This window comes from Escherichia sp. WS1451 (assembly GCF_046487365.1).
Lineage (GTDB): Bacteria > Pseudomonadota > Gammaproteobacteria > Enterobacterales > Enterobacteriaceae > Escherichia > Escherichia coli.
This window is the reverse complement of the sequence record NZ_JBJQJP010000002.1, coordinates 469219-483772: the sequence shown is the minus strand read 5'-3', so window position 1 is coordinate 483772 and position 14554 is coordinate 469219. Positions and strand designations below refer to the sequence as shown.

The window sequence follows — 14554 nt, the reverse complement described above, 5'->3', positions numbered from 1 at the left end:
TTGCTGCGCTTTCCGCTTATGCAGATCTCATGCCACGCCGGGATAAGCGCCAGAATGCTGGCTTAAAGTTATATTTTTTAACTTTTGATCAACATTTGTGCAGCGTAGTGCAGTTTTGGTGCAAGAGGGGAAGTTAAGGAAGGAATCTCCCGGAATCGTAGCTGAAATCACAGTATTTAAGTGACAGTGTCACGTTAAAGGAAAACCCGCGAGTGCGGGCGAGAGGAATTTGTCAGATTTTCAGCGGTAACACACTGCTCATCCAGCCTGGAATTTCTTCGGCGGGTAGGGGGCGGGAAAAGAAATATCCCTGAATAACGCGACAGTGGATCTTGCGTAGCATCTCAAATTGCTCTTTGGTTTCGACGCCTTCCGCCACGACGGTTAAATTAAGGCTTTGCCCAATGCTGGTAATGGCTTCAAGTAAGGCAAGGATGCGTTTTTCCGTCAGACAACGATCGACAAAACTTTTGTCAATTTTGATTTCCGTTACCGGAAGACTGACTAAGCGGGATAATCCGGAAAAGCCCGTGCCAAAATCATCTACCGATAAGCCCACGCCCATATCGCGCAGGATCTGAATGCGCTTAAAGATTTCGGTATCGTGTTCCATCATCATGCTTTCCGTGATTTCTACCGTCAGCTGGTGGCCGTCAATACCCCAGGCTTGCATTGCATCAGACACCTGATTAGGCAGCTGATTACTGCGAAAGTGCAGCGCCGACAAGTTCACGGATAACGCCGGGATATGAATATTCTGGCTACGCCATTCTGCTAACTGACGGCAAGCTTCCGCGATGACCCAGCGTCCAATATTTTCGATTTCACCGATCTCTTCTGCGAGAGGAATAAACCGTGAAGGGGGCACATGACCATGCAGGGGATCGTGCCAGCGAGCAAGGGCTTCGATGCCGTACAGTTCACCCGTTTCTGCGAAGATTTGTGGCTGGTAAACCAGTTTCAGTTGGTTATTGCTAATTGCTTCTTTCAGCGCCGCGCCTAAAACCAAACGCTCTTTTACCATTTCGTTCATCGCCGGGCTGAAGAACTGCCAGCCGTTACCGCCATTTTTGCGAATAAAATCCATTGCATTGTGAGCAGTGGAGAGCAGGTAATCGCGGTTTTTACCCACGTCGTAGCTGATGCCAATGCTCAAGGTGAGCGGGAATGGTTTATCGTCAATCATTATCGGCTTGCTGACCACATTCCGTAGCTCATCGGCGATCTGCGTAATGTTACTGACGTCGTTTTCGAGGCTCACGAGGACAAACTGCGTACCTTCGATACGACAGAGATATTGATCCGGTTTGAGTTTTTCACGAAAGCGATTGACCACTTCCAGCAATGCCTGATCGGCCCACGCATAGCCAAGGCTATCAATCACATCCTGAATATGGTCAACACCGATGAGATACACCACTGGAGAGACGGCTTTGTCGACCAGGTCATCGAGGTAATTGTGCAGGTTATTGCGATTTGGCAGACCGGTCATCGGATCAAATTGGATGAGTTGTTCAATATGCTGACGGCTTTTTTCCTGTTCCAGCGCCAGCGCGGCCATATGCTGGCTGATATCTGCCACGCGTTCGATAAAGGCGCTGGTTTCTGCTCCTGACGAGGTTTTAATTTGCAGGATCCCCGCCGGCGCGCCATCACGCTGACGAATGGTCGCTGACCAGCTTTGCGCATTTTGAACTTCTGTACCGTGCGAAGATGACGCCCAGTGTATCGGCATCCCGTTGCGCAGCGCGAACAGCGAAACATGCGATTCGTTGAGTACAGATTCGATGTTACGACAAATGATTTCCCCCATTTCATGAAATGGCGGGCTGCTGCACATGGCGGCGAGAATATTGCCTTCAAGCTGGCGGATTTGCCGTTCTTCGGTGATATCCGAGAAGGTCATTACCAGGTTCTGCAGATGCGCGAGCACGTCATAAACCGGGCTGATAGAGGCTTTAATCCAGATTTTTTCACCGGTGCGCGTCAATAGCAGAAATTCGTCCTGATCGCGGGCGGTTTTCCAAAGCAACTGTTGTAAACGAATGCGGTTATCGGCAGGGAATTCAGGAATGTTAAGGAGTGAATCGGGCTGCATACCGCTGGCTTCGCTAATGCAGTAACCAAACATTTCGGTAAATGCGCGATTGCACTGCACAATATGGCGTTCCGGATCGAGGACAATCACCGGTCGGTCGAGATGGTCAACGGCAATAATCAATTGTCGGGTCTGTTCTTTTTGCGCCATTTCTACGCTGGCATCCCGTACCAGCGCCAGGTAATAAACTTTCCCCTCGGCGCTCACTTTCGATAGCGCAAAACGGGTCCAGATTTTACTGCCGTCTTTTTTCTCCAGCTGCAGCTCCCGACTCATCCCCTCGACGCGCGCTTTACCGCCTTCACGGTTATGACGAATGTATTCAGGATGCGCAGGACGCAAATCCCGCGGAATCAGCATATCAATGTTATTGCCAATGACTTCTTCACGTTTGTACCCCCAGAGCTTCTCTGCGGCGGGGTTGAAAAACATCACTTCATCATTTTCGTTAATTAACACCGCACCCATCATATTTTGCTCAAGGGCGGGGAAAAAAATGCCATCGGCGGCATTATCCGCATCGGTTAGCTTCATAATTACCTCTGCATCCTGACGCATCTAAAGACTGGCTTTCCAGAGTTCAACACGGTTTCTACCTCGTCTTTTGGCGATATACAGAGCTTCATCGGCTATTTGAATGAGGCGCTCATAGTCAGGATGACCATTAAACATGGCGGCACCGATGGAAAGTGAGAGGGCAATATCCTCGCCGTTTGCGGCTTTCAGTTTGGTTTTCTCCACCCGACTGCGAATACGTTCTGCGGTACGTAACGTTTCGTTTTCCGAAGCTTCAGTCAAAACAATGATAAATTCATCGCCACCGTAGCGGAAAACATAATCACTACTGCGGACGTTGTCATAAAAGGCCTGAGAGACTTTACGCAGAATTTCATCGCCAGTGTTATGGCCCCACGTATCGTTAATCTCTTTGAATTTATCAACGTCAATAATCAGCACTGACAGCGGTGTACCGGTCCGGTTGGCATGGGCAATTTCGCGTTTGAAGATCGTCGGCAGGAAACGGCGGTTAAGTAATTTCGTCAGGACATCCATACCGACTTCGTGGCGCGATACTTCTTCAAACAATTCACGCAACAAGGTAATAATTTGCGATACGGTATTTCTTATCTGTAATAAAAATTTCACCCGTAAACTTCTGTTATTCAAATTCCTGGTGTTACGCATGGTTTGATTGAAAATACCGTCGAAATCCTGAATCAGACGGGAGATATGGCCCACTTCGGCTATGCCGCTAAAATAATGTCGACCTTTATGGTTAAACCACAGGCCAAAATCAGCCTGGCTTAAAGGCAAACTACTGCCTAAATCAGAATCCAGCAGGACTTTATAGATAATATCTATTTCCCATGAAAGTATTGAGGCTATTTGCCGTTCTTTTTCTTCTTCGGCGTTTTCCAGTAACGAGAAGATACGATAGTTTTCATCTTCCTTTGAGGCACTACTGTCACTAAAGGTAAACGCGCGGGTCATCACTTCCATAGCGATATCAATACTGTTAATCGAGAAATGGTAGACCTGAAGTTTTTCTGCGGCGGAATAATCCGAAGAGAAGATTACCGGATAGAGGATTTTTTTCAGCACCCGAAACCCCATCTCGACAATTTCTACCGGAATTCCTATGCGGGCATGCACTTCCGCGACGGTATGCTGGATTTGTATTAGCCTTTCGACATCGTCAACCTGGGCAGAAAGCACGTTAATAATCCAGCGTTCCATCGCACTTTTCAACTGCCGCTCAACTTGTTCATTACTCAAGAATTCTTCGGCATGCGGGTCGATGCGGACAATTCGATAAAACTCAATACTCAGATAATGAGCATGCGCAACGGCAATTTCCGCGGCTTTAGCACGAATGAGCGGATCTGCTTGTTCGACAAGCCCGGTCCACTCATCTTTCATTCTTTTAAAATACATCTCCATAATTCACACCCTTATAAGGCTGGGAAAGCAGACGGAATCAAAACGAAACGCAACGTGCGAGATCGACTAACTGCACCATACTCTCCTGAAATATGAAGATATACTGAAAACAAATAAGCGACTTAGGACAGTTTCAATCTACGCTACTGTTCTTCAGAAGAGTATAGCCCATCGTAATTATTTTTCGGTGACAGCGAATATCGTATGTTTTTTCATATTCATACATTTTTATTAGGGGATTTATGACTGTTTAACTAAGTGTGGTTAATTGCGTAGTTAATTTGACTTAAGTAAGCATGATTACTAGTGGGATATTTCAAGAGGGTAACAAGCCGGGGGGAAAGCACCGGCTTGTTACAAAGTAAGAATGGGAGTTTAACTGCCCCAACGACTTTGCAGATAGCTGACCGCTTGTTGAGTCTGTGGCTTATTCAGATAGTCCTCACGGAACAAGATTGTGCCGCTAATTTCTGGCACGGCATCGTTAAGATCGAGCTGCTTTTTCAGTTCCGGTACGCCGCCGTTAATCATCCAGTCTGGCTCTATCTTTGAAGGTTCACCCACTTTATAGAAGGCGATACCGATATACAGGCGGGTCCTGGTCGGTTTAACGACATCCGCCCACCATTTTGCCAACACGTCATAACGTGCGGCACTCCGTGAGAACGGCCAGTAAATTTGGGGAGCAATGTAATCCAGCAACCCTTGTTCCACCCATCGACGGGTATCAGCGTAGGATTCGTCATAGGCTGCCGCGCCTCGGGTATCGGAACCGAGCGGATCGTGTGATCGGTTACGCCACACGCCTGCCGGGCTAACGCCAAATTCGACTTCCGGCTTAATGCTTTTAATGGTGTGCGATACCTTCGCAATTAACTGCTGAGTATTGTTGCGCCGCCAGTCTGCTTTTGACGCAAATGCGCCGCCGTATTTGCGGTACGTTTCATTATCATTTAGCCGTGAACCTGGCGACTCAGTATAGAAATAGTCGTCAAACTGCACGCCATCTACCGGATAGCGGGAAACCACTTCTGCAACTATTGATGTGATCCAGTCCTGAACCTCAGGTATGCCCGGGTCGAGGACAAAGCGATCGCCGGACGTTCTGATCCAGTCGCGGTGTTGCACATAGACGCTCGCCGGTTGTTGAGACAGGGTGCTATTCAGTTCCCTGATAGTACCGGGCTTCGTATTAACCGATACGCGATAGGGGTTAAACCAGACGTGTACTTTCATCCCACGCTTGTGGGCTTCGTCGAGCATGAATTGCAGCGGATCGTAACCCGGATTTTCACCAATCTTACCGGTCATAAGATCGGACCACGGCAAAATTTTCGATGGCCACAGGGCGGTACCGTCTGGCTTGACCTGGAAAAAGACCGTGTTTATGCCGAGACGTTGCAGATGATCCAGTTTGTCGATCATCGCCTGTTGTTGTACACGGGCCCGGCTGGTGGGGTTACTAATGTTAACCGAGGAAACCGGTGGCCAGTCGAGGCGAGACACCGTGGCCAGCCAGATGCCACGCATCGGTTGTGACGATTGTTGCGTCGTGGCTGGTGGCTTTGAACCCGCTGGTGGTGTCACCATGGACTCTGGAGGCGTGCTTTTACAACTACACAGTAAAAGTGCCAGTGCAACCAGTATCGCTGGTCTTCTAATCGCTAATTTCTCGTTTCGGGAGCAGATATCCATATGTGCTGGTTTCCGGTAAACAGATGTGCGCTCATTCTCGTACTTATCCCGGTTAAGTCAATACGACAGCAAGCACGAAAAAGGGAGCGATGAATTATCGCTCCCTTGTCTTATAACCATTCAGACATGGTTAGTGTTTCTTGTCATTCATCACAATATAGTGTGGTGAACGTGCACGCGGGTGCAGGAAGAAGTGACCTTTTGGTGCGTTCTGACTGTTGATTGGCTCCAGAGTAACGCCGGTATTCCCTTTGCCTTTACGATCATGAACAGCATAGAGAATAAAGGGCAGGGCAAGTACCACCAGGAAACTCACGACCAGTAATTCAACATACATATCGGTAGAGTCACCCTGGATGTTATCCGGCGGCAGGAAGGAAACAATAAACGCCATAATTGAAGTCAGCAGACCGACAATAGCCACGACCAGTTTCACCCCTTTACCACCAGGGATATTAAATGTGCGTTTTAAGTCAGGATGTTTAAGAACCAACACAATGTAGCCAATAAACAGCATGAAATAAGCACACAGATAAATCACCACCGTCAGTGCCAGTGCGATCAGGAAGGACATGTTGTTACCGCCACCGGTATTGGTGAGGATGATCAACGCGATAGAAGTAATCACCAGCTGCGAAATGACCAGCGTTACCGGTACGCCATTTTTGTTCATTTTAGCGAATGCTGCTGGCAGCAGGTTTTTCTGCGCTGTGACATACATCCCGCGAGAAGGACCAACAATCCAGGAAGCGATTTCCGCCAGAACACCCAGCAACAGCAGTGCGGAGATCACGCGAACCGTCCACTCAATTTCCGGTGCCACATGTGACATCAGAACGGTAAAGGTTTGCATTACCCCTGCGGAGAGGTTGATTTCATTACCCGGAATGACCATCGCAATAGACAAACCGCCAACAGAGCTTAAGCAGATTGCCGCTACCATCAGCAGTAACATAGCCAGTGGATAGTCGCGCCCGGGGTTGCTCATTTCATTGACGTGGGTTGCGGAAGCTTCAACGCCCATATAACTCAAAATGAAGGCAACAAATACAACCAGGGTGCCCACTTTAGAGAAGTCAGGGAAGAAGGTCTTCGCATCCATTTCGATAGCAACGGGGGCACCGGAGTGCAGATAAATAGCCGCTAATGCGATCAAAATAAATGCAGGTAACAGGATACCGGCGAAGAAGCCAACTTTAGCAATGCGCGCCGTGTATTTCGTGCCACCAAACTGCGTTAATGCCAGCGCCCAAAGAATGATGAGTGCTGCAATAGTTTTGGTAATGGGGTCTTCATTCAGCGCTGGCCATTTCAGGATGTAGGAGAGTGCCCCTAACACGAAATAGAGCATCGGAATAAAACCAATGGCGATTTGCAGATAACCAAATGAGATCGCTGCAAATCCCCATCTCGGCCCCAAAGTATTTGATACCCAGGCGAAGACGCCACCTTCTTCCCAGCCGTCGACGGTAGCCATTTCCGCAGCACAAAGTCCCACGGGAATAAACCATAAAATCCCGCCTAATAGCAGGAAGAAGACTAATGAAAAGCCCGATGTTGCGAAGGTAGGGTATTCATAAACAGCCATTACCATCGATGCCGTTATGGCAAAGAATCCGAGTAATGTGAGCTGCTTAGCTTTACCTGTCTGTACTGATGTAGCCATATTATCCCCCTAAAACGGTATTCCTGTCGGAACCGCACCTGTTTTGTTCTGAAGCGTATTCAGAACAATATTTTCCGTTGCTAATGCCAGTGAACAGACTTTGGAAATTGTCCCGAAACGGGTGTGTTTCGGGACACCGTTACCGTTAAACGTTATCAGGTATGTTTAAAGCTGTTCTGCTGGGCAATACCCTGCAGTTTCGGGTGATCGCTGAGATATTTCAGGGAGGCTTTGTAGTCTTCCAGCAACAGTTCAGCAAAGTCCATTTCGAAGCCGCGACGACACATAATGCGCATCACCACGATGTCAGTGGCTTCACCGCCGAGAGTGAAGGCCGGAACCTGCCAGCCGCGCAGACGCAGACGTTCAGAGAGGTCGTAGAGGGTGTATCCCGGATCTTCACCATCTTTCAGTTTGAAGCAAACCGCCGGGATGCCTTCGTCCGGGCGACCGGTACAGATAAACTCATACGGTCCCAGTTTGGCGATTTCATCCGCCAGATAAGCGGCAACCTGGTAGGAAGCGTTCTGTACTTTGGTATAGCCTTCACGACCGAGGCGCAGGAATTCATAGTACTGTGCAATCACCTGACCCGCCGGGCGGGAGAAGTTGATGGCGAAAGTCCCAATCTGACCGCCGAGGTAGTCAACGTTGAACACCAGTTCCTGCGGCAGCGCTTCTTCATCACGCCAGATAACCCAGCCGCAGCCCAGCGGAGCCAGACCGAATTTATGGCCTGAAGCACTGATCGATTTCACACGCGGCAGGCGGAAGTCCCAGACGATATCCGGGGCGACGAACGGTGCCAGGAAGCCACCGCTGGCGGCGTCGATGTGCATGTCGATGTCGATACCGGTGTCGGCCTGGAATTTATCCAGCGCATCGTGCAGCGGCTGCGGGAACTCATAGTTACCGGTGTAGGTCACGCCGAAAGTCGGCACCACGCCGATGGTATTTTCGTCGCAGGCTTCAATCATGCGTTTCGGGTCCATAAACAACTGACCGGGGCGCATAGGGATCTCACGCAACTCCACATCCCAGTAGCGGGCGAATTTATGCCAGCAGATTTGCACCGGACCGCACACCAGGTTTGGTTTATCCGTTGGTTTGCCTGCAGCTTCCATACGCTTGCGCCAACGCCATTTCATCGCCATCCCGCCAAGCATACAGGCCTCGGAAGAACCAATGGTGTTGGTGCCAACGGCCTGACCATTTTTCGGCGCAGGCGCATGCCACAGATCGGCAACCATGTTTACGCAACGCAGGTCGATGGCTGCGGATTGCGGATATTCTTCTTTGTCGATCCAGTTTTTGTTAATGGATAAATCCATCAACTTGTGGACGTTTTCGTCGTCCCAGGTCTGGCAGAAAGTGGCCAGGTTCTGACGAGCGTTGCCATCAAGATATAATTCGTCATTGATAATCTGAAATGCGACATCGTCGCGCATTTCGTGCAGCGGAAAACGTTTTGATTCTGCGATAGTGGAAATAGACTTTGCACCAAAACGTGAATCGAGTAGTTCCGACCTTAAATCCGTTACTTGCTTCTTATCCATTTTAAACTCCTTAAAATGATTGGATCGCATTAAAAAAGTAGGATTTATCGATAAAGTAAGCAAGTGCAAAGGACTCGTGTTTAAATAACAAAATCCTAATGTTATTTATCGCGAGATATTATGCGAATTATATTTTATCATTGAAAATCAATATATTATTGAATTCTTGGGTGGTGGCAAGGTGTTTTATGCTGTTATTTTTATGCACTTTCTACGCCTCCTGAATTATCACGTAAAAATCAGACCTTAAAATATCACTATTAGCACTCGGCTATTATTTTGAACGCATTTATAAAATTATTACATAAAAATGGCGAATATTGCTAAAATCCCCGCCAACGAGGTGTTGACGGGGCTGTTATTATTTTGGCAATAATACTCCGGTATAGGTATTCACCGGATGAGAAAGATATTGTTTAACGGCAGTGTTAACATTCTCTACCGTCATTTGTTTCAATAATTGCTCCTGCTCAGTCCATGCTGCAGGATCGTCATATTGAATAAGACTATTTACAATGGTGTTCGCTAATTGTTGAACGCTACGCTGTTGGATATCGAGGCTGCGCTGAACGTTTTGCTGGTATTCATTCAGTTCTTGCTCACTGATCCCTTTAGCCAGGCGCTTAACCATCACTTCATTCGCTAACGTTAACAGTTCATCATGTCGTTCTGGTTGACAAGTAAAAGCCAGCAAATGACTGATATCTTTGGCCTGAGGATCAACCGAGAGGCGAGAAGAAACGCTGTATGCTCCAGATGCCTGTTCACGAATATTAACGCGTAGATCTTTTGCCAGTGCGACGTTAAAAGCATCGAGCGCCATACGCGTCTCCAGATTTACAGGTGTCCGGGAATCATAACGCTTCCACTGTGAAACCTGTGCCACAGGTTCATTTTGTTCTTTTACAGTAACCGATGCGTTGTCCGTCGCGCGAGTTAATGGTTTACCTGCGGCTAATGGCGAATCAGAGTGTTTGATTGATCCTAAGTAACGCGTAATTAACGCCACGAGTTTGTCTTCTGCGACATTACCGACAATGACAAAGGTGATATCCGCTGGAGATGAAAACAACTGGCGATCGGCAGCCAGCGCATCTGCGGCAGTAAACTGTGCAATCTGATTTTCTTGCAGTAATTTCGTGCGGTCATCAGCATAGCGCGTCTCATACATCTGCTGGGCGAATTTCTCCGCTGGACGCTGGTCGAGCGTTTTCAACGCCTGAATTTGAGCATTTTGTAGCGATGCCCAAATATTATCGTTAATCGTGCTGTGGGTGATTCGCTGGTTAATCAACTGGAAACCAGGTTCAGGGTTATTAGTCCGCGCGCTAACAGAGAGCAATGTATTCATGCCACTGACTTTACTGCTCATGGTTACCGAGTTTTCCGCACTCCAGCGTTTCAGGCTGGAAGAGGAGAGTTCACCAACGCCGCTTCCGCTTACTGCTTTATTTGCCAGCGCGATAAGTGATTTTTGCTGCGCAGGGAAACTTAAATCGCCTTTATTAGATACGGCAGTAATTTGTAGCTTTTGCTCTTCACCCGCGGATTTTGCCAGAATAACCCTGGCACCATTGGAAAGTGTTAATGATGTCAGATTCTCAGCCAGCGTTTCTTTGCTGCTAATTTCCGCCTGTGGGTCAGCGTCTACTGTTAACGATAAATTTCTGCCTGGGAAGATGTAAGCCGCCAGCTTTTTGTTGGCGTACTCTTTTTCCAGCGCCAGGATAGCCGCAGGAGACAATGCTTTTTTGGCGGCAACTTCATTGTTTACCATTTGCTCCCAAAATGCGTCCTGGTTCTTTCTTAACTGCTGCCATTTTTCCGCCAGACTTTGCACGGTAATTTGCTGCCACAGACGTTTCGAAAGTTGATATGTTTCTTCCGGCGACAAGAACGGCGTATTATTTAATGAGCTGGATGCCAGGCGACTGGTCAGCATACGTAAATCACGCTCAGCTTGCTGATCAACCGCATTTTTCAGCCAGGTAAGGCGGGTAGATTTAACATCATCGAGTTCTTCAGCAGAAAAGCCATGCTGATCAATGGTTGCCAACTCTGCCATTAATGCATTCGCAGCATCCTGCATATTATCGTCTTGTGCATTTACACGGAAAAACAGCGACTGATAATCGGGTGCAATTTTGACGCTGCGCGCAGTGCCGCCAGAAATAGTCTTCAACTCGCCCGACTGTATACGTTCCTGCAGACGTTGATTGAACAGCTGAACTAACATGCTCCATTCAGCTTGTTCGATAAAGCTTTGCTCATCGCTCACTTGCACCATTGGCAGGCGATAATAGAGTGCGATGCCGTTCACCCGGTTTTCTTTATCATTGATGATATTAAAGCGCAGGTGGTTTTCGGCTTTTGTCGGCCAGACGCGATTTTCAGCTGCTTTGTTAGCCGGAAGCTTACTTAAATTATCCTTTATCAGCGCCAGCGCTTCTTTACTGTCGATATCGCCGACCACAATAAAGGTCATATTATTTGGTTGATACCAGCGTTGATAAAATTGGCGCAATTGTGCCGGTGTGACCGTGGCGACGGTATCCATCAGGCCGATAGGTTCACGGTCTAAATTACGGGTATTTGCCAGCAGGAAAGGGCGGCGCGCCTGAGAGGTGCGCCATTTTGCATCCTGATGGGCACGCCATTCCTCAGTAATTACGCCACGTTCAGCGTCTACTTCGAGTTTTTCAAAGGTTGCGGCATTACTCCATTCACTGAAGATTGCCATCACTTGTTGCAGATTTTGTTTCTGCGTAGTCGGCAAACTCACCTGATACACTGTTTCGTCATAGCTGGTATAGGCATTAACATCGCGACCAAAACGCAGGCCCATTGACTCAAATGTTTCGATGACTTTATTACCCGGCCATGTTTTTGTGCCGTTAAACATCATATGTTCTACAAAATGAGCCACGCCGCGCTCATTGTCCTCTTCCTGCAATGAACCGGTATGAATTTGCAGCCATAAATTTACCTGATCCTTTGGTTGAGCATGCGGATAAATCAGATATCGCAAGCCATTGTCCAGTTGCCCGGTAATTAACTTTTCATCCTGCGGTAAGGCGGCGGCAATCAGTCGCCCGGGGAGCAACAGAGTTGCCACTAACGTCAGTAAGAAACAGAGGTTTCTCATAATTATCTCCATGCGAAAACCGGGCGAATTTACCCGGTTAAGTAAAATCCGAACTATTAAAATTTCATGCTGACATCAAGCCAGAAAGTACGGCCACTGGCGTAGGTCGCCACACCGGTATTCGTTGTATCAACAGCGGTTTTGCTATCCAGTACATTGAGAATATCGGCACTGAACGTCAGGTTTTGTTGTTTCAGAAATTGTGGCGTCCAGGACAAGCGGGTGTCCCAGGTCAGGCTGCTATCCAGTTTTTCGTCAACATACTGCTTGTAATCTGAATATTCGCTGATGTATTGCGCATTCGTCTTACCCAGGATAATGCGAGCTTTACGCGCTTCTTGCCAGGTCAGCGTATTCGCCCACACCAACCCGCTCGGTTGATGCGTGAAATCCATGTTTAAGGAGATCTTTAATGGATTATTAAAATCCGCCACTGGAACGCTATCGTAAGAGACCAGATTACCGTTATAAACCACCTGGTTATCACCGGTATTGCTCTCCTCATAACCATTGTTTAACGACAAGTTGCCCTTGCTCTTGATATAGCTAAAGACAATTTGCGGGTTAATATCTACCTGGCTGATATGCAGGGGTTCGGCCAGTTCAAAACTGAGGTTGAACGAATGCGTTTTGGTTTTACCGTCGTTGTTATATTCAGTAATGGTGGTTTTAGTCGCGCTGTCGGTACGACTGCTTTTGCTGATTTGATCATGCGCTTCACGGTAAACATAGTTTGCGCGCGCAATAACGTTCTTACTGATTTTTTGCTGCAATCCCATTGCCAGTTCATCGTTATAAGGCGTTTTCAAATCCTGATAACGCGTCAGGGTTTTATTGCCTGATACCGATTCCGTCCAGCTATTGCGAATATCACGTAATCCCATATCAAGAATATTCCCGCCATAGTAACGGTTATAACCTGCGGTAATCATTGAGGTTTGATCAGCAAAAATATCCCATTCCGTCATAAAACGCGGGGAGATATTGTGGTTTGACAGATAGTTGTCATAGTCATACCGCACGCCGGGCATTAATGACACATTACGCCAGCTAATGCGATCCGCCATATACAGCGTGTAGTTGTCAATTCCCAGGCTGCCTTTACCTTTATGATAAATGGTATGGTTAGTTTTCTTTCCGGCAGCATTAATCACATAGGATTCAGACTGGTTATGGCGTTCAGTCCATGCATCGGAATAGATGTATTCCGCGCCGAAGTAGGGTTGATGCGAAACATTACCCACGGTGAATTTTTGCCAGTCCAGGCGTGTTTTGAAGGTGTAATTATCTACAGCCTGGGAAATGTGTCCTAATCCGCCACGGGTGCAACGCCCTGAAATATCACCATATGTACATGAAAGTTCGGTGTACCAGATGTCATGATCGTGACGGGTATAATCACTAATATGATCCCAACCAACGGTGGTACGCAGTTTGGCCCATGCGAGCTGGGTATCCATATCCCATGCCAGACCATAGGATTTATTACCCATTTCGCGATCAGACTCCGGGAAGGTGCTGGTATTATAATCACGGCTGGAGCCGGTATATTTTAAGGTTAAATCGTGGGTAAAGCGGTCGCTGGCAAACCAAGTAAATTTGCTCAATGCAGTATCGATAACGTTTTTATACTGTGCCCGGCCGGCGACAATGCCGTCATTCGAAACATAATCCGCGCGGGTGATATCAGACTGGCGGCGCGATAAACCGGCGGTAACGCCAAAGTTATCAGCGAGTTCCTGATTAAACGACAAGGTATAAAAGTTCTTTTTAAAATCTGGAGAGTAATAAGTACTTCCTGAAGAACCTTGATTAAATGCGCTCTTGTTATTCTCATCGATATGCGATGTTAACCAGTCCGAACGCGTAGTGCGATAACCCAGTTTCACGCTGCTATCATCAGCGTTGAAGCGTTTGATCTTTGCATCAATTACCCCGCCATTGAAGCGACCGAATTCAACCGGCACAAAACTGTCATAAAGCGTCACATTGTCCAGTAAGCTGACATCAAGATAATACCCCTGTGACATCCCGCTAATATTGGTTGCACTACTGGCATCGGACTCATTCGCTGGGTTCAGGTTATTCGTTGCACTAATACCGTCAATCAAATAGGCATTCTGGTAGGGCGACGCACCGTGAATAGAGATTTTCTCCGGACGAATATCTCCCTGGTTCAATGAGGTACTTTGCGTTGAATCCATGCGTACCGCAGGGTTGGTTCTCAGCAGATCGCTGATATTGCCATTCCCGGTCGGTAAACGCTCGATGCTTTCACTGGTGTAATGCGTGTTGCCGTTTACGGGTACAGGGACAGGAGCATAGACCATCATCTCTTCAAAAACATGCATGTACATATTTTTGTCATCGACGGCCTGCGCTACATCAGCGCCACATAAAATGACGCCAGGAATAAGAACTCGCTTCATTTATTTATATCTCCGTACAGCAGG

General features: G+C 47.7%; 7 protein-coding genes. All 7 read right to left on the bottom strand.

Translation table 11 applies throughout. The features are described from left to right. Window positions 1-232: 232 nt before the first annotated feature. Window positions 233-2632 (bottom strand): oxygen-sensing cyclic-di-GMP phosphodiesterase DosP, encoded by a 2400-nt coding sequence (gene dosP, locus ACJHX7_RS05165; RefSeq protein WP_077517065.1) that lies wholly within the window; start codon window positions 2630-2632, stop codon window positions 233-235. A 24-nt stretch (window positions 2633-2656) separates the two neighbouring features. Further along, complete coding sequence (dosC, locus tag ACJHX7_RS05160; RefSeq protein ID WP_000426277.1) at window positions 2657-4039, bottom strand: diguanylate cyclase DosC; 1383 nt, start codon at window positions 4037-4039, stop codon at window positions 2657-2659. Between the two features lie 375 nt (window positions 4040-4414). After that, a complete protein-coding gene (locus tag ACJHX7_RS05155) occupies window positions 4415-5734 on the bottom strand; it encodes a family 10 glycosylhydrolase (protein ID WP_094030487.1) in 1320 nt (439 codons plus the stop codon). Between the two features lie 130 nt (window positions 5735-5864). Then, window positions 5865-7400, bottom strand: coding sequence for an acid resistance gamma-aminobutyrate antiporter GadC (gadC, locus tag ACJHX7_RS05150; protein WP_000246009.1), 1536 nt, complete (start codon window positions 7398-7400; stop codon window positions 5865-5867). Window positions 7401-7555: 155 nt separating this feature from the next. Continuing rightward, window positions 7556-8956 (bottom strand): glutamate decarboxylase, encoded by a 1401-nt coding sequence (locus ACJHX7_RS05145; RefSeq protein ID WP_000358930.1) that lies wholly within the window; start codon window positions 8954-8956, stop codon window positions 7556-7558. A gap of 361 nt (window positions 8957-9317) precedes the next feature. Next, the gene (locus ACJHX7_RS05140; RefSeq protein WP_012311699.1) at window positions 9318-12101 is read right to left on the bottom strand and encodes a M16 family metallopeptidase; all 2784 of its coding nucleotides are present in this window, start codon (window positions 12099-12101) and stop codon (window positions 9318-9320) included. Between the two features lie 56 nt (window positions 12102-12157). After that, window positions 12158-14530, bottom strand: coding sequence for a TonB-dependent receptor plug domain-containing protein (locus tag ACJHX7_RS05135; protein ID WP_094030373.1), 2373 nt, complete (start codon window positions 14528-14530; stop codon window positions 12158-12160). Between the last annotated feature and the right edge of the window lie 24 nt (window positions 14531-14554).

Coding starts and splice junctions, on each gene's coding strand:
- dosP (WP_077517065.1), bottom strand. CDS start 2,632: ATGAAGCTAACCGATGCGGATAATGCCGCCGATGGCATTTTTTTCCCC.
- dosC (WP_000426277.1), bottom strand. CDS start 4,039: ATGGAGATGTATTTTAAAAGAATGAAAGATGAGTGGACCGGGCTTGTC.
- ACJHX7_RS05155 (WP_094030487.1), bottom strand. CDS start 5,734: ATGGATATCTGCTCCCGAAACGAGAAATTAGCGATTAGAAGACCAGCG.
- gadC (WP_000246009.1), bottom strand. CDS start 7,400: ATGGCTACATCAGTACAGACAGGTAAAGCTAAGCAGCTCACATTACTC.
- ACJHX7_RS05145 (WP_000358930.1), bottom strand. CDS start 8,956: ATGGATAAGAAGCAAGTAACGGATTTAAGGTCGGAACTACTCGATTCA.
- ACJHX7_RS05140 (WP_012311699.1), bottom strand. CDS start 12,101: ATGAGAAACCTCTGTTTCTTACTGACGTTAGTGGCAACTCTGTTGCTC.
- ACJHX7_RS05135 (WP_094030373.1), bottom strand. CDS start 14,530: ATGAAGCGAGTTCTTATTCCTGGCGTCATTTTATGTGGCGCTGATGTA.